This is a genomic window from Streptomyces sp. NPDC005263 (genome assembly GCF_042872365.1).
Taxonomy (GTDB): domain Bacteria; phylum Actinomycetota; class Actinomycetes; order Streptomycetales; family Streptomycetaceae; genus Streptomyces.
This window is the reverse complement of record NZ_JBIAKJ010000009.1, coordinates 74,171-90,329: the sequence shown is the minus strand read 5'-3', so window position 1 is coordinate 90,329 and position 16,159 is coordinate 74,171. Positions and strand designations below refer to the sequence as shown.

The following is a 16,159-nucleotide window of genomic DNA, read 5'->3' as shown; positions in this document are numbered from 1 at the left end:
TGCGGGTGGGGGGACGGTTCACAGGACGGAGTCGAGCCAACTGAAGACCTCGTCCTGCATGCGGTCGACGAAGACGTGGCCGAGGTCGGGCCAGGTCTTCAGACGCAACCGCTCCTCGGCGTGGCGGGAACGCCAGACGGCGCGGAGTTTGTCGTGGGCCACCCGTATGCCGTCGGCGGTGAAGAGGGTGTCCTGGGCGCCGTTGAGGAAGAGCATCGGCCTGGGGGCGGCGATGCTCGCCACGTCGGGGATGTCGAGGTGCCGGGCGAGCCCGGGGTGCAGCATGTAGTACGACGACTGTCCGCGCAGCGTGTTGTTGCCGGGCACCATCATGTCCTTCAGGCCGGTCATCCAGCAGACGGAGGCGGCGGCCGCGATGTCGTCGCTGAGCGCGGCCGTCTGCCAGGCCCGGAAGGCGCCCATGGAGAACCCGACGGCCGCGACCCTGCGGGCGTCCACGCGGGCGAGGCCGGCCAGGAAGGCCGCGGCGCGGGCGTCCTCGCGGGCCATGAGTCCGGCGAGGGAGGAGCCGAGGTTGTAGAAGTTGGAGGCGAGGGCCTGCTGCTGGTCGTAGGCGAGCGGGCCGCGGTCGCCCCAGCCGAGCGCGTCCAGGCAGAGGACCACGTATCCGCGCCTGGCCAGTTCGTCGCCGACGAAGCGTCCGCTGAAGTACCTGTCCGCCCACGCCTGCGCGGAGGCGAGGCGCGTGTCGTCGTACCAGGGGCGGACGAGTTTCTCCTTGCCGATGTCGAACCTGGCCCCGTGGTCGTGGAGGAGCAGAACGGCGGGGAAGGGCCCGGGGCCGTCCGGGGTGAGCAGGGTCCCGCGGACGCGTTCGAAGCGGGTGAGGGAGACCGTGACCAGCTCCCTCGTGCAACTGTCGCCTGGGGGGCCCGGGGTGAACTCCGGCGCGTACGGCGTCCCGTGCTGCCGGTCGACGAGGAGGTGCTCCTCGACGGTGGAACGGGCGGCGCGCCGCCAGGCACGGAAGTCGCGGATCGGTGAGGTGCCCCAGGCGAGGGGAAAGGTCAGCTCGTCCTTCAACGCCGGGTGGAAGTCGGGGAGGTTTCCGGCCACCAGGTCGGCGGCTTCGGAGCTTCCCGGGGCGCCGGCGAGGAACGCGGCCGCCGCGGCTGACGCGACGAAGGTCCGGCGACCGAACTCACTCATACTGCCTCCCGGCTCCGGCGTGGGTCAGGACGTAGTGCTCGACCGCCGACCGGGACGTGAACGGCCGGTAGGCGTAGGTGTGGGCGGGATCCCAGCCGATGTCCCTGCTCAAGCCGAGTCCGCCGGCGACGGTGTTCAGGCGGGCGGGGCGGCCGTTGAGCCAGGAGCCGGTGTCCCGGAAGCGCTCACCGCCGTAGGCCGCGACCGCGAGGGCCGGGGAGCCCTTCGGGTAGGTGAAGACGTTGCGCTCGGAGAAGATGGCCGACTCCACGCCGACGCCGAGCGCGTAGAAGGTGTCGGCGGCCCGCCCCCGGTAGACGTTGTTGACGACGTGCACCTGTCCGAAGCGGACCCGGGGCCCGCGCTGCACGATGTCGGTGAAGAGGTTGCGGGCGAAGGTGACCTTGAGGTGCCCGCGGTCCCGGTCGCCGCGCCCGTCCCCCGAGCCGATGAGGAGCGCCTTGTCGTGGTCGGTGAAGCGGCTGTCGGAGACGGTGACGAAGTCGGAGCCGTCCTCGATGTCCAGCAGCCCGTCGTGCCGTTGGACGTGCTCCCCGTGGAAGCCGAGGGGTGCCGCGCGGTCCGGGAAGCGGCCGTCGGTGAAGGTGCAGTGGTCGACCCAGATGTTCTTCCCGGTGATCACCGTCATCGCGTCGAAGCGGGCGTTCCAGCTGCCTCGGGTGCCGTCGTCCGGGGACCAACTGGTGAAGTGGTCGACGGGGGCCTCAAGACGGAGGTTGCGGACGATGATGTTCGTGCCCGTTTTGACCGTCAGGAACACCCCCAGGAGCCGCGCGTCGCCGCCGACACCGACGAGTGTGGTGTTGCTCGGCACGGTCAGCTGGATCTGCGCCTTCTCCTTGTTCGACCCGGTCTGCCGCAGGGTGCGCTGCTGTCTGCAGTAGTCGTGGCGGGTGTCGGACCAGGTGCTGCCGTCCGCACCGAAGCAGGACATGTACTTCGCGAGGTCGTACCCGGGCGCGTAGTCCTGCTCGCCGAGCAGCGAACCGTCGTCCGCCTCATGTCCGTTGACGGCGCCGACGACCCGGATCACCTTGGGTGCGCCGGGTTCCCCTTCGTTGGCCAGTGCCTCCTTGAGTTCGGCGCGGGTGCGCACCGTCCAGGTGGTGCCGCCCGCCCCGCCGGTGGTGCCGGTGCCCGTGGCGGCCCAGCCGACGGGGGTGCGGGCGGCGGAGGTGGAGGCGGAGGCCTCGGTCGGAAGGAGCAGGAACGCGCAGGCCAGCAGGGCGCCGAGGGCCCTACGCACGGGGCCGCCAGTCACCGAGGTAGGCCGACCTGGTGTGCGACCGGGCTTCCCCGCGGCCGAGTTGGGGCCGGTTCTCCGGCACGGTGATCTCCGCTCCCGGGCCGGTGTTGCGGTACTCCCGAAACCGCATGGTCTGCCAGGGGTAGGCCTCCCGCATGTTGGTGTACGGGGCCGCCGCGTCGATCCCGGGACCGATCCGGGTGTCGCGTACGACGAGGGACGGCCAGGCGGTCGTCTCGTACGTCGGCACCCAGGGCCGGGCCAGTTTGTACGCTCCGTCCTCGGCGCCGGAGGTGATCCGGGAGCCGAGCACCAGGATGCCGTGCGGGTTGGCGCGGGCCGTGGAGGGGGCGAAGACCATGCCCTTGGGGGTGAAGTCGACGTCCCGTCGCAGCGTGTGGAAGTGGCAGTCCTCGAAGACGGCGGTCGCCCGCCCGAAGACGAAGTCGACGTCGCCCTCGATGTGGCAGCGGTGGAAGTACTGCCGGTCGAAGACGTCCAGCGCGGTCGTCTCGACGAAGAGGGTGTCCTGGTGGGCGAGCAGGCGCACGTTCTCGAAGTGGGTGCGGTCGCCGTAGGTGTACGCGGCCACCGCCTGGGTGCCGGTGATCTCGGGGTGGTCGGCGCGCAGCCAGTCGTTGGCGAGGGTGAGGTCGCGGACCCTCAGCCCGGGGGCCGCCGAGGTGAAGGTGGCGGAGCCGGCCGTGCCGTAGGTGGTGCCGTCGGGCTTCTTGGTGCCGTTCGCGTTGTCGTAGACGATGACGACGTCACGCGGGTCGCGGGTGGCGCCGCGCAGGGTCAGCCGCGCCTTGTCGGGGGCGACGGTGACGACTTCGCGGTACGTCCCCGGGTGCACGACGATCGTCCAGCCGGGCCCCGGCACCGCGTCGACCGCCGCCTGCACGGACTCGCCGGGCCGCACGTGCAGGACCCGGCGGCCGGAGACGGAGGCAGAGGCGGAGGCGGAGGCGGAGGCGACGGGAGCGGTGGCGAGCACGCCCGCGGTCAGTCCTGTCAGGAGGGTGCGCCGGTGCATGTCAGCATCCCCGCTTCCATGGCTGCCAGTCGCCCAGGTAGGCGGTACGGGTCGCCGACCGGGCCTGTTGGGTGGTGAGTTGGGGACGGTTCGCGGGGACCGGGATCTCGGCGCCGGGGCCGGTGTTGCGGTACTCGGCGAACCGCTGGCTCTGCCACGGGAAGCTGTCCGACATGTTGGCGTAGGGCGCGGTCGCGTCGATGCCGTGGCCCAGCCAGGTGTTCCGCACGGTGAGCGAGGGGCGGGCGGTGGTGTCGGAACTGGGCACCCACGGGCGGGCCAGCTTGTAGTGGGCGTCCGGGGCCTCGCTGCTGACCCGGCCGCGGACGACCAGGTAGCCGCGCGGGTTGGCGCCCGCTGTCGAGGGTGCGAAGACGAAGCCGTAGGGGGCGGCCGCCAGGTCGGTGCGGTTCAGGGTGCGGAAGTGGCAGTTCTCGTAGACGGCGGTCGCCCGGCCGAAGACGAAGTCGACATCGCCCTCGACGTAGCAGTGGGCGTAGTACTGGCGGGCGAAGACGGACAGGGACAGGGAGTCGGCGTACAGGGTGTCCTGGTGGCCGAGGAAACGGCAGTGGTGGAAGGCCGAGCGGTCGCCCTGCACCTTGATGGCGACGGCCTGGGTGCCGGTGATGCCGGGGTGATCGGCGCGCAGCCAGTCGTTGGCGAAGGTGATCCAGCGGGCGGTGAAGCCGTCCGCCTGCACGGTCGTGGTGGCCGATCCGGTGGTGCCGTAGGTGCCGCCGCCCGGCTTGGGGGTGCCGGCCGCGTTGTCGTACACGATCACCACGTCCCGGGGGTCCTGGGAGGCGCCGATCCAGGTCGCCTCCGTCCGGGTGGCGTCGACGGCGACCGTCTCCCGGTAGACGCCCGGTGCGAGGACCAAGGTCCGGCCGCTACCGGTCGCGGCGGTCACGGCGGCCTGCACGGAGGTGAAGTCGCCGCGGCCGTGCGGGTCGACGTACAGGGTCCCCGGGGTGAGGCGGGCCGCGGGCGACCCGTACCGGCCGAAGGGGCGCGTGCCGGCCCGCGCGGGGGCCGGTCCGAGGGTGAGCGCGGCGCCGGCCCCGGCGCTCGCGAACAGCAGTCCCCTTCTGGTCAAGGGGAGTTGGGGAAGGTGCGAGGGCATACGGGGGCTCCTTGGATGTGCGGCAGAGTGACTCGGTGTTTCCTCGCGTGGTGCCTGCGGTTCGGGGGTGGGTCGGGGCCGGGTCGGGGGTGTCCGTCCTCGGAACGTCGCGGAATCGGTTTCTTGGGGTGCGGGGCGGTGTTGACGCGACAACCGCTGCGGGCGGACACCCCCGCCCCGTCCCCTTCGCGCCGTACGCGGGTGCGGCCCGAAGGGGACGGGGCGGGGCTGCGTCAGCGCAGTCGGCCGGCGCCGGCCGAGCAGTTGACGATCCGGGGCACCGCCTCCGCCCGGTCGACCTTGGTGCGCAGGGTCGGCTTCCAGCCCGCGCCGGACGGGACGGCCTCGCCGGGGAGCTCCGCGTTGTGCACGGCGATCAGGTCGACGGGCTTGCCGTTGACGTAGTTGTCGGCGGCGGTGACCGGCGACACGTTCCACCGCTTGAGGACCTTCGCCGCGCTGACGCCGGTGGGCAGCGTGAACGCGTTGTGCTCGGCGACGAGTTGGGACTCCTTGCCGATGCCGTAGCTGTAGGCGTAGCCGGAGTCCGCCACGAAGTGGTTGTTGTACGAGTCGACCTGGCCGAAGCGGACCCGGGGCGCGCGCTCGACCAGCTTCGAGAACAGGTTGTGGTGGAAGGTGACCTTGAGGTGGCCCCGGTCGCCCGCCGCGGTGGACTCGCTGTCGCTGTTGCCGATCAGGATCGTCTTGTCGTGCTCGGTGAAGACGTTCCAGGAGGCGGTGACGTAGTCGGCGCCGCGGACGATGTCCAGTTCACCGTCGTGCTGCTGGTAGAGCATCCCGAAGTAGGTGGGCGCCGCGCTGTCGGGGTGGGTGCCGTCGGTGAACGTGTTGTGGTCCAGCCACACATGGGTGGAGCCGTAGACGACGGTGGTGTCGTACTCGGAGTTCCAGTTGCCGGTGGAGCCGTCCGTCGGGTCCCACTGCGGGAAGCAGTCGATGGGGCTCTCGAAGGTGAGGTTGCGGACGATGACGTTGTCCACGGCCCTGATCTGGAGGCTGGCGCCCTTGAAGCCGGCGTTCTTCCCCACCCCGATGATCGTGGTGTTGGCCGGGACGTTCGCCTTGATGGTCTGGTCCTGGTTGGCGGCGGAGACCCTGCGCAGGCCCTCGGGGCTGTCGGCGGGCTCGGCGCTCAGGTCGGTGTCCAGGCCCCACTTCTCGGGCGCGTACTTCTCCAGGTAGGCGTCGAAGTCGTAGCCGGGCGCGGCGAGCGCGGCGCAGCCCTCCGACACCGCGTCGATGGTCCCCCGCACCTTGATGATCTTCGGTGCGCTGCCCCCGGCGGCCAGGGCGGCCTTGAACTCGGCCCAGGTGGTCACGGTGTAGACGTGGTCGGCGTCGGCGGTGGCACCGCCGGTGGTCCCGGTCCCGTACGAGGCCCAGCCGTCGTTCGCGGCGAGCGTTCCCCGGGCCGGGTCACGGGGCTGGGCCTGGGCGGCGGGACCGGTGGCCGTCAGGGCGAGGGCGGTGCAGCCGACTAGAGCGAGGCGTGTGGCATGCCCATGCCATCTCTGTGTGTTCACTGTGCGGCTCTCTCTTCCGGATGAGGGTGGTTACGCGGCGGCCTGCGGCCAGGTGATCCAGGACGCCGGGATCTCGTCGTGCAGACGGCGGACGTCCTGCGTGCTCAGTACCCGGGTACGCAGCAGTTCCCGGGCCACCAACCGGGCCACGGCGATCGCGCCGGGCGGGTTGAAGTGCGTGTTGTCCTGCTCGGTCGCGGTCCAGTTGAAGTACGTCTTCGTCTCCTCGACCCCCAGCTCCTGCCACAGCGCGAGGGACAGGGCCTGGATGTCGAGCAGCGCGACCTGCTCCCGCTGGGCGAGCGCGCGCATCGCCGCCGGATAGTCGCCGTGGGTCGGCACGGCGTTGCCGCTCGTGTCGAACTTTCTGCGTTCGACGGGCGTGGCGAGCACCGGCCGGGCGCCACGGGCCCGGGCTCCGTCGACGTACTGGCGCAGATGGTCCTGGTACGTCGTCCAGGGCTCGGTGTAACGAGTCGGGTCGTCCGCCTTCTCGTCGTTGTGCGCGAACTGGATGACCAGGACGTCACCGGGCCGGATCGCGCCGAGGATGACGTCGAGCCGTCCCTCGTCGATGAAGCTCTTCGAACTCCGGCCGTTCACGGCGTGGTTGGCGACGGGCCGGTCGCCGTGCAGGAAGAACGGGAGTGCCATGCCCCACCCGGTCTCGGGCGCGGCGGGGGCGTACTTCTGTGCGGCGGTGGAGTCACCGGCTATGTAGAGCGTGCGGGAGCGCTGCGCGGCGTGGGCGGTGCCGGTCGCGGCGGCGAGCGGCAGAGCGGCAAGAGCCGCTGAAGCGACTTGTCTACGTGTGAGGGACACGGGGGTGCACCTTTCGACAGAGGTGAGTGTCCTGACTCAAGGGGCGCGGGGAACTGCGCGCCCAGCCGGGGACGGCCCGCAGCCTGCAACGGGCCGGGCCGTCCCACGGCGGAGCCCAGGGAATCAGGCCTTCTGCTCGTTCCACTCGGCCTGAGCCGTGTTCAGCTGGTCGGCCAGCGTGTCCAGGAATTCCTTCGCGCTCATCTTGCCGAGGAGCACCTTCTGGAAATTCGGCTCGTTGTCCGACTTGGAGATCGTGTTCCAGTCCGGCAGGTAGTACGGCAGCTGCACGATCGTCGTGGAACCGTCGGTCAGCGCGGCCGCGGCCAGTTTGGTCGGCTCGGCCTTGGCTATCCACGCGTCCTTCGCCGCGTCCAGGTTGGCGGGAACCTGGCCGGCCGACTCGTTGAACTTCGAGCTCTCCTCGTGGGAGCTGGCGAACTCGATGAACTTCCAGGCGGCTTCCTTGTTCTTGGAGCTCTTGAACAGTCCGAGCCCGTCCACCGGGTTGGACACCTGGACCCGCTTGCCACCGGGCCCGGTCGGCTGGGGAATGCCCCGGAACTTGCCCACGCCGAGCGCCTTCACATGGTCCTGGTAGGAACCCAGGTTGTGGTTGAGCATCCCGATCGTGCCGGAGTCCCACTGCGCGACCATCTTGGTGAAGTCGTTGTTCAGGTCGGCGGCCGGGGTGACCTTCTTGTAGAGCTTCGCGTACTTCTCCAGCCCCGCGATGTTCTTCGGGTCGTTGACGGTGGTCTTCTCACCGCTCGCGTCCCAGAACGAGGTGATGCCGGACTGCCCGTACATCGCGTCCAGTGCCTGGGCGATGGAACCGGCGCCGCCTCGGATGGTGTATCCGAACTCGTTCTTGCTCGCCTTGGTGAGCTTGTCCGCGGCCGCGTAGAAGTCGTCCCAGGTCGTCGGCGCTTTGAGGCCCGCGCTCTTGAACAGGTCGGTGCGGTAGTAGAGGACGCCGTTGTTGGCGGAGGTGGGGATCGAGTAGAGCGTGTCGTCCCTGCCGCCGGCGGCCTTCAGCGACTTGATCATGTTCTCGTTGATCTTGCCGTTCAAGGACGACTTGGAGAGCCGGCCGTCCAGCGGGTCCAGCGCGTTCTGCGCGGAGAAGGACGCGATCATCGCCGCGCCGACACCGCCGACGTCCGGCAGACCGCCGCCCTGGATGGCGGTGTCGACCTTCGACTGGTACTCGGTGGAGGGGATCCCGACGTACTCGACGTCGATGCTGGGGTTCGCCTTCTCGAAGTCGGCGATGACCTCCTTCCAGATGTCGGTGCGGACACCGCCGTTGTTGTCCCAGAAGACGATCTTGCCCTTGCCGCTGCCCTCGGCGCCCTTGTCGCCGCCCGAGCCGCTGCCGTCGTCACCGCAGGCGGTGGCGGTCAGCGCGAGGACGGAACCCAGGGCGACGGCTGTGGCGACGCGCCTGCTTCTGCGGATGCTGCTCTTCATTGGTCGGCTCTCTTCTTCTGGATCCAGCGGAGATATGAAGGTGTGTGGGTCCGGTGTCCGGTCCTGGAAGGCCGGGTGCCTCAGCGGCGGGCGTGCGGCGCCCAGCCGTCCGCGCCCTTGAGGTAGTCGGTGACGGTGTACGACCGCGCGGCGGCGTCGCTCAGCTGCGGCCGGTCCGCGGTGACCGCCGCCCCCGCGCCGCGGTTGCGGTACTCGGCCAGTCGCGCGTCCTTCCACGAGAACCCGCTCATGTCGGTCCACGGGGCGGCCTTGACCGCGGCCGGCAGTTCGGTGTCGCGGATCAACACCTGGGCGACGGCTGCCGGTTCACCGCCCGGGTGCCAGGGCCGCCCGAGGTGGAAGGTCCCCGCGGGCGCGTCGCTCACGATCCTCGACCGGGTGATGAGGAAGCCGTACGGGTTTCCCGTCCAGGTGGAAGCGGCGGTGATGTAGCCGTTGTTGGTGTCCGAGCCGCGGCTCAGCGCGCGGATGACGGAGTGCTCGATGACGGTGGTCGCCCGTCCGTAGACGAAGTCGACATCGCCCTCGATGTACGCGTCACGGAGGTACACCCGGCTGATCACGTCCAGCTTGGGGCTGTCGGTCATGAGGGTGTCCTGGTTGCCCAGGAAGGCGGTGTCCTCGAAGACGATCCGGTCCCCGGTGGTCTTCATGGCGAGGGCCTGCTCGCCCTTCAGGTCGACGGCGGCCTCGTCGAAGTCGTTGCTGAAGGTGAGGTTGCGGGCGGTGACGTCGTTCGCGGCGATCCGTACGGTCGCGCTCCCCGTGGAGCCCCCGTACTCGGCGGGGGTGTCGTACACGATGACGGTGTCCGAGCGGTCGCGGCCGGTCCCCCGCAGCACGATGTTCGGCTTGGTGGCGGGGATCAGGACCTTCGCCCGGTAGGTGCCCGGCGCGATCTCAATGGTCACCGGGACGGCGTTGGCGTCGGGGACGGCGTCCACGGCGGCCTGCACGGTCGGGTACTCGGCCGGGACCCGGAGCGTCACGCCGATCTGCTTGTGCGGCCCGGAGAAGCGCTTGACCAGCGCCGGAACGGCCGCCGCCGGATCCAGTCGGTAGTCGTAGAAGTCCCGCGGGTCGAAGGCGGCACCCCACTCGTCGTGGCGGCCCGTGGTGTTCTTCAGGATCGACCCGCGCTGCACCAACTCCGCGGTGGCGTCGGCCTGGTAGGGGTGCTGGACATCCCGGTAGTAGCTGTTCTCGATGACCATCCTGGTCCGGCCGCGCGACCAGTTCCCGTACGTCCACACCGGATCACCGGGGTCCACCTGGGCCGTCAGGTAGTTGTTGTAGAGGTGCGCGTAGGCGGCGTTGTCGACGGACGGGTTGCGCTGCTTGGTGTGCGCGAACCAGTTGTGGTCGATGGTGATCTGGGTCCTGACGTTGCTGGTCCACCCGAGACCGAAGGTCTTGTTGTTGTTCTCGAACCGGTTGTACGAGACGGTCACGTACTCGCTGTCCTTGCGGATGTCCAGCTGTCCGTCGCAGATGTTCGAGAAGCGGTTGTGGTCGATCCACACGTGGTGGGCGGTGTCCATCTGGATGCCGTCGAAGTCGGTGTCCTTGCAGTCCCAGTTGCCCTCGACGGCCGAGTCCCGGATCGTCAGATTGCGGATGATCACGTTGCTGGTGCCGGGGTCGAGATGCAGTTCGCCGTGGACGATCTCGCCGGTGTCCCCGACGCCGACGATCGTCTTGTCCGAGGCCACGACGATGTTCGCGCCGAAGGGTTCGACGGCCAGCGTTCCCGACACCCTGATGACGTACGGCTCCTCGGCGGCCGCGTACCGGGCCAGCGAGGCCGGGTCGGTGACGGTGACGACCTTGCCGCCCGCGCCGCCGGTGGTGCCGCCGGCCAGCGAGGCGAAGCCGTGCGGCCGGTCGTCGAAGCGGTCCACGGACGCCCGCGCCGGGTGGGCGTCCGCGGCCTGCGTCTCCCCGGCCGCCCCGAGGCTCAGCGCGGCCACCAGACCGAGCACGGCGGCCACCACCTTGCCGTGCCCAGGTCTCGGCAAGCGCTTGCTACGGAAGTGCGTCATTGCGGCTCCCAACAGGCGGAACGGGGTGGGTTACAAGGAGGTGATCCGGAACTGGGTGAAGCTCGCCGCGCCGGCGTGTCCCGAGCCGACGGGCGCGAGGGCGAAGAGGCAGAGCAAGGCGCCGACCCAGCGCCAGGGGGTGGCGGCGAAGACGGGACCGGACGGCGTGAGTCCGTCACCGACGTCGTAGAAGAAGCGGCAGCGCGCGCCCGCGCCGATCTCGACGCGCAGTCGCGCCCGTCCTTCGGGCGCCGGTCGCGGGTGGTCGGCGTCGCGCTCCCTCTCGGCGACCGCCTCGGCGAACCGGTGCACCAGCTGCACGGTCCCGTCACTCCCCCGCTCGAGCCCGATCCAGCCGAAGGCGTCCCCGAGGACGGCGAGCCCGGCCCGCGCCCCCGGCGCCTCGCCGTGCAGCGTCAGCTCCACCTCGGCCACGGACGGGACGCCCGGCAGCCGCTGGGTGAGGACGTTCGGCAGGGTGCGCAGGTCGTGCGGGTCGGCCGAGCGGACGCAGGACAGCCTGAGGCCGTCCCCGGAATGCTGGGTGGCCCAGCCCTCACGGGGGTTGGCGGTCCACTGCCACTGGCGGCCGAACCGCCCGCCGGGGAAGTCGTCGTCGGTGGCGGGCGCGGCGGGCGGCTGCGGCGGCAGGTCGGGGCGCCGGTGTACGGCGACGGGGGCGCCCTCGGCCCCGAGCACCGGCCAGCCGTCGGTACCCCAGCTCATCGGCTGGAGGTGGACGACCCTGCCGTAGGCGCCGCGCTGCTGGAAGTGCAGGAACCAGTCCTCGCCCGACCGGGTGCGCACCCAGCCGCCCTGGTGGGGGCCATTGACGTCGGTGTCCTTCTGCTCCAGGACGATCTTCTCCTCGTACGGCCCGAAGAAGTCGCGCGAGCGGAAGGCGCCCTGCCAGCCGGTCTCCACGCCCCCGGCCGGGGCGAAGATCCAGAACCAGCCGTCGTGCCGGTAGAGCTTGGGGCCTTCGAGGGTGAACCAGCCGGGGATCCGGTCGCCGTCGACGATCACCTTGCCCTCGTCGAGAAGGGACGTGCCGTCAGGGTGCATGCGGTGGCCGGTGAGCCGGTTCTTGACGCCGGAGCGGGACTTGGCCCAGGCGTGCACCAGATACGCCTCGCCGGTCTCGTCGTCCCACAGGGGGCAGGCGTCGATCAGGCCCTTGCCCGCCTTGAGCAGGTGCGGGCGGGTCCAGGGGCCGCGTATCTCGGGGGCGTTGACCTGGAAGACGCCGTGGTCGGGGTCGCCCCAGAAGATCCAGAAGCGGTCGTCGTGGTGGCGGAGCGCCGGTGCCCAGACCCCGCAGTCGTGCCGCGGAACCCTGAACTCGCCCACCGGTTCCAGGCGTTCGAGGGCGTGGCCGACCAGCGTCCAGTTCACCAGGTCGCGGGAGTGCAGCAGGGGCAGGCCGGGGGCGCGGCCGAAGCTGGACGCGGTGAGGTAGAAGTCGTCGCCGACACGGACCACGTCCGGATCGGACCAGTCGGCGTTCAGGACCGGGTTCGTGTACGTGCCGGTCACAGGCTCACCGCCTTGCGTACCAGGGCGGCGGCGCCGTCCCGTTCGAGGCTCCCGTCGGCCACCACCGTGACGATCCGCCGTACGACGGTGTCACCCGGCTCGATCGGCAGCCGCTCGTCGAACGCCAGGGACGAGCCGACGCCCGGGTACTCGGCGGTGCGCACGAACCACGGGTCGCGGCGGGTTTGTTCGGTGGCGCCCGCGAACACCAGGGTCCAGGTGGATCCGGCCAGGGCGAGCCAGTCGGCGCGGGTGCCGTGGATCTGGGCCTCGCCCTCGCCGCCGGCGGTGAAGACCCGCGGGGGCTCGCTCTCCTTGCGGGCCCGCCAGAAGTAGCCGCCGTACGCCGCGCCGGGGCGCCCGTTGGTCGCCGGGGAGCCGATCGACAGCGGGCCCCGGGTGACGTTGGTGAGCGAGAAGGTGAAGTCCAACGCCCAGGCGGAGTCGGTGAGTTCGGTGGCGGCGACGGTACGGCGCTCACGCAGCAGCTCGGCTCCCGAGGCGACCCAGCGCAGCTCCTCCACGAAGCCGTCGGGGTCGCGCAGCTGGAACGTGGTGTGGCGCTGGGCGCCGTGGTTGTCGAGCTCGGTGGGGCCCTGGTCGCGGACGTAGGTGCGTCCGCCCCAGAAGTTGGTCCCCTCGACGTCGGGAACGGCTACACCGACGCCGAGGTGGTGTGAGTGGTCGGCAGGGCTGAGTTCGGTGACCGCCGTGCCGGCCAGGGTGGTGACCGGGTGCAGATAGGGGCGCGGGGAGAGCCGCGCGGGCAGCTCGGGCCGGGTGACGTACCGGCCGACCGGCCGGCCCGCGACGCGCAGCACCGGCGTGTCGTTGGTCGTCATCAGGTACTCACCTCTCTCGGTGGGGCCCAGGTGGCGCCGAGCTCGGAGAAGAGGGCGAGGCTGTCCGCGGAGGCCGCGACGAATCCGTCGACGCCGGGGACGACCCTGCGTTCCTCTCCGGGCAGCAGATGCCAGGCGCTCTCGGGCAGCGGGGCCGGGTCGGGGGCCCGGCGGATCGCCTCCACGACCTTCATGAAGGCGCCGGTCGCATCCGGCGGCACCAGCAGGCCGGCACCGTCGGTGAGGTGCCCGACGAGGTTCTCCAGCAGGTCGGTGCGGCCGTACTCGTACTCCTCGGGGCCGTGGTCGGCGCGCTGGAGCAGCACGCGGTCCTGCTTGTACCAGAAGGTGATCCGGCCGCTGTCGCCGTGCACGACGACGTACGGATCGTCGGGGTCCTCGGCGCACAGGGTCGCGGCGACGGTGACCGGGAGGCCCCGCGTGGTGGTGACGCGCACGCAGGAGGTGTCGTCGGACTCGATGTCGTTGGCGCGCAGCAGTTCGGTCTCGATCCCGGCGACGTCCTCCGCTTGCGGGGCGCCGGCCAGCGCGAGTCCGGTCGCGACGGCGTGCGCGAGCGGGTTGGTCAGCGCCCCGTCGATCACGTCGACGCCGTTCAGCCGCCGCTTGCCCGCCCAGGGAGCGCGCCGGAAGTACGACTCGGGACGCGCCCAGGCGCCCGCCCCGCCGACTCCGGCCACCTCGCCGATCGCGCCCTCGGCGATCAGCTTCCGGATCGCGGGCACGGCGTGCGAGCCCAGCGACTGGAAGCCGATCTGGCAGACCACCCCGGCCGCGGCGACCCCGTCCGCCATCCGTCGGAACTCGGCGTACGACGGGGCGGGCGGCTTCTCCAGCAGGAGGTGCACTCCCCTGCGCGCGGCCGTCAGCGCCAGGTCGGTGTGGGTGTGGATCGGCGTGCAGATCACCGCGATCCGGGCGCCGGTCGAGTCGAGGAGGGCACCGAAGTCGGCGGACTGCTCGGGTGTGCCGAGCCCCTCGGGGAGCTCGTTCGCGGTCAGCGGGTCCAGTTCGCAGATGCCGGCGAGCCGGACGATCCCCTTGTCCTGGAGCCTGCGGATGTTGTCCAGGTGCCAGCGGCCGTGGCCGCGCGCGCCCGCCAGGACGATGTCTGTGCTCATGGGGTCCTCCCCGCGCCCGCGCCGCGTGCCACCTCTCGGTCGGCCGCCCCGGCGCTGTCGATCTTTGTGTGCAGGGTAGGTGTCCGGCCGGCGTCCGGCGTGAGGTCACGCTCGCCGCCCGGGTGGCGGGCGTTGTCGAGGGCGAGCGGATCCACCGGACAGCCGTCCATGAACAGCGCGCCCGCTTCAGCTGCCTGGCGGAGCCTCATCCCTTCACCGCCCCCGCACTGAACCCGGTGATCAGCCACTTCTGGATGAAGGCGAACACGATCACCACGGGTACGGCCGCGATGATGCCGCCCGCGGCGAGCGCGCCGAGGTCGACGCTGTCCGCGCTCATCAGGGTGTTGAGGCCGACCGGGATGGTCTGCTTGCCCTGGTTGTTCAGGAACATCAGGGCGAACAGGAAGTGGTTCCAGGAGTGCACGAAGGCGAACGAGCCCACCGCGATGAGGCCGGGCCGCAGCAGCGGCAGGACCACGATCCTGAAGGCGGTCAGCCGGTTGCAGCCGTCGACCCAGGCCGCCTCCTCCAGGGAGTACGGCACGTTCTTGATGAAGTTGCTGATCAGGATCATCGACAGGGGCAGCTGGAAGACCGTCTCCGCGATGATGACGCTGCCCAGCGAGTTGATCATGTTCAAGTTGGCGAAGATCTCGAACAGCGGGACCAGCAGCAGCGCGCCCGGCACGAACTGGGAGCACAGCAGCGCCAGCATGAACGCCTTCTTGACCCGGAAGTTGAAGCGGGCGAGGGCGTACCCGCCGGCCAGCGCGACCAGGGTGGTCATCAGCAGGGTGGCGACGCCGACGAGCAGGCTGTTCTGGAAGTAGGTGCCGAAGCTGCGGTCGGTCCACACCTTCTCGAAGTGGTCGAAGGTCATCGGCCAGGGCACGAGCGAGGTCGAGCCGGCCGGGCGCAGCGCGAAGAGCAGGATCCAGTAGAACGGGATCAGGGTGAAGACGAGGTAGATCGACAGCGGCAGGTAGATGTGCCAGCGCGGTACCTCGTCCCAGTTGCGGCCGGCCTTGAGGGGGCGCGGGGGGTCGGCGGGCAGGTGCGCGGGAGCGGGTGCCGCCTTGGTGGCCTCCTTGGTGATCACTTGTCCGTACCTCCGAACTTGCTCAGCCGCAGATAGACCATCGAGCAGAAGAGCAGGATCACGAACGCGACCGCGGTCAGGGCGGACGCGTAGCCGAAGTTGTGGGCGTCGACGCTGGTGTTGGCGATGTAGAGCGGGAGGGTCGTGGTCTCGCCCGCGGGTCCGCCGCCGGTCAGGGTGTACAGCAGGTCGACGTTGTTGAACTCCCAGACCGCGCGCAGCAGCGTGGACAGGATGATGGCGTCCTTCAGATGGGGCAGCGTGATGTGCCAGAACTGCTTGACGCGGCTCGCGCCGTCGACCTCGGCGGCCTCGTAGAGGTCCTTGGAGACGGACTGGAGGTCGGCGAGGATGAGGATCGCGAAGAACGGGACACCGCGCCACAGGTCGGCGACGACCGCCGCCGGGAACACCGTCGAGGTGTCCGACAGCCAGCTGGTCCCGTAGCTGCCGATGCCCATGTCCGCGAGGTAACGGGTGATGCCCGTCTGGGAGTTGTAGAGCAGCACCCAGATCGCGGAGGTCAGCACACCGGAGACGGCCCACGGTGAGAAGACCATCGCGCGGCCGAGCCCCCGCCCCACGAAGGTCTGGTTGACGATCAGCGCCAGCGCCAGACCGAACAGCAGCTGGAGTCCGACCTCGACGACCACCCATTTGGCGCTGAAGGTCAGGGTGTCCCAGAACACCGGGTCGTCGGTGAAGGCGTGGACGAAGTTGTCGAAGCCCGCGTAGCCGTTCCGCCACGGTTTGGTGGGGTTGTAGTTCTGCAGGCTGTAGTAGAAGACGCTGATCACCGGGTAGGCGATGAAGCCCAGCATCAGCAGGGCCGCCGGGGCGATCAGCAGGTACGGCAGCCTGCGCGGCGTGGCGGAGGCCCGGCGCCGCCGGGGTGGCGCGGGCGGCTTCGCCACGGCTGCGGCTTGGGCCATGACAGTTCTCCGTTCTCGTGCGTCTGGTGCAACGTGTGCGTTTCGTGCGGGAAAGCGCTTGCTGTACGGCGTGCGAGAGGCCCGGCCGTCATGGTGGAGGC

The 16,159-nt window shown here is 70.4% G+C and carries 14 protein-coding genes; all 14 read right to left on the bottom strand.

What is annotated here, in order from left to right; all coding sequences use genetic code 11:
* Positions 1-18: 18 nt before the first annotated feature.
* The 14 genes from ACFYRY_RS33315 to ACFYRY_RS33250 all read right to left on the bottom strand — a co-directional run bounded on the left by ACFYRY_RS33315 (position 19) and on the right by ACFYRY_RS33250 (position 16,058).
* Entirely contained in the window at positions 19-1,170 is a 1,152-nt protein-coding gene (locus ACFYRY_RS33315) for a dienelactone hydrolase family protein (protein WP_389154161.1), read from the bottom strand.
* Positions 1,163-2,437 (bottom strand): polysaccharide lyase family 1 protein, encoded by a 1,275-nt coding sequence (locus tag ACFYRY_RS33310; RefSeq protein WP_389154158.1) that lies wholly within the window; start codon positions 2,435-2,437, stop codon positions 1,163-1,165. The genes ACFYRY_RS33315 and ACFYRY_RS33310 overlap by 8 nt, the downstream gene beginning before the upstream one ends.
* Entirely contained in the window at positions 2,430-3,473 is a 1,044-nt protein-coding gene (locus ACFYRY_RS33305; protein WP_389154155.1) for a pectinesterase family protein, read from the bottom strand. Before ACFYRY_RS33305 ends, ACFYRY_RS33310 begins: the two co-directional genes overlap by 8 nt.
* Position 3,474: 1 nt before the next feature.
* Positions 3,475-4,599, bottom strand: a complete 1,125-nt coding sequence (locus ACFYRY_RS33300) for a pectinesterase family protein (protein WP_389154153.1) — start codon at positions 4,597-4,599, stop codon at positions 3,475-3,477.
* Positions 4,600-4,832: 233 nt separating this feature from the next.
* The gene (locus tag ACFYRY_RS33295) at positions 4,833-6,146 is read right to left on the bottom strand and encodes a polysaccharide lyase family 1 protein (protein ID WP_389154150.1); all 1,314 of its coding nucleotides are present in this window, start codon (positions 6,144-6,146) and stop codon (positions 4,833-4,835) included.
* Between the two features lie 30 nt (positions 6,147-6,176).
* A complete protein-coding gene (locus ACFYRY_RS33290; RefSeq protein ID WP_389154147.1) occupies positions 6,177-6,968 on the bottom strand; it encodes a rhamnogalacturonan acetylesterase in 792 nt (263 codons plus the stop codon).
* Between the two features lie 123 nt (positions 6,969-7,091).
* On the bottom strand, positions 7,092-8,441 hold the full coding sequence (locus ACFYRY_RS33285) for an ABC transporter substrate-binding protein (RefSeq protein ID WP_389154144.1): 1,350 nt from the start codon (positions 8,439-8,441) through the stop codon (positions 7,092-7,094).
* An 80-nt stretch (positions 8,442-8,521) separates the two neighbouring features.
* Positions 8,522-10,504, bottom strand: a complete 1,983-nt coding sequence (locus ACFYRY_RS33280; protein ID WP_389154141.1) for a pectinesterase family protein — start codon at positions 10,502-10,504, stop codon at positions 8,522-8,524.
* 30 nt (positions 10,505-10,534) lie between these two features.
* On the bottom strand, positions 10,535-12,040 hold the full coding sequence (locus ACFYRY_RS33275) for a family 43 glycosylhydrolase (RefSeq protein WP_389154138.1): 1,506 nt from the start codon (positions 12,038-12,040) through the stop codon (positions 10,535-10,537).
* The gene (locus tag ACFYRY_RS33270) at positions 12,037-12,882 is read right to left on the bottom strand and encodes a PmoA family protein (protein WP_389154135.1); all 846 of its coding nucleotides are present in this window, start codon (positions 12,880-12,882) and stop codon (positions 12,037-12,039) included. Before ACFYRY_RS33270 ends, ACFYRY_RS33275 begins: the two co-directional genes overlap by 4 nt.
* The gene (locus tag ACFYRY_RS33265) at positions 12,882-14,024 is read right to left on the bottom strand and encodes a Gfo/Idh/MocA family protein (protein WP_389154132.1); all 1,143 of its coding nucleotides are present in this window, start codon (positions 14,022-14,024) and stop codon (positions 12,882-12,884) included. Before ACFYRY_RS33265 ends, ACFYRY_RS33270 begins: the two co-directional genes overlap by 1 nt.
* A complete protein-coding gene (locus tag ACFYRY_RS33260; protein WP_389154129.1) occupies positions 14,021-14,233 on the bottom strand; it encodes a hypothetical protein in 213 nt (70 codons plus the stop codon). The genes ACFYRY_RS33265 and ACFYRY_RS33260 overlap by 4 nt, the downstream gene beginning before the upstream one ends.
* Positions 14,230-15,126, bottom strand: coding sequence for a carbohydrate ABC transporter permease (locus tag ACFYRY_RS33255; RefSeq protein WP_389154126.1), 897 nt, complete (start codon positions 15,124-15,126; stop codon positions 14,230-14,232). Before ACFYRY_RS33255 ends, ACFYRY_RS33260 begins: the two co-directional genes overlap by 4 nt.
* Positions 15,123-16,058, bottom strand: coding sequence for a sugar ABC transporter permease (locus ACFYRY_RS33250; protein WP_356776785.1), 936 nt, complete (start codon positions 16,056-16,058; stop codon positions 15,123-15,125). The genes ACFYRY_RS33255 and ACFYRY_RS33250 overlap by 4 nt, the downstream gene beginning before the upstream one ends.
* Positions 16,059-16,159: the final 101 nt, after the last annotated feature.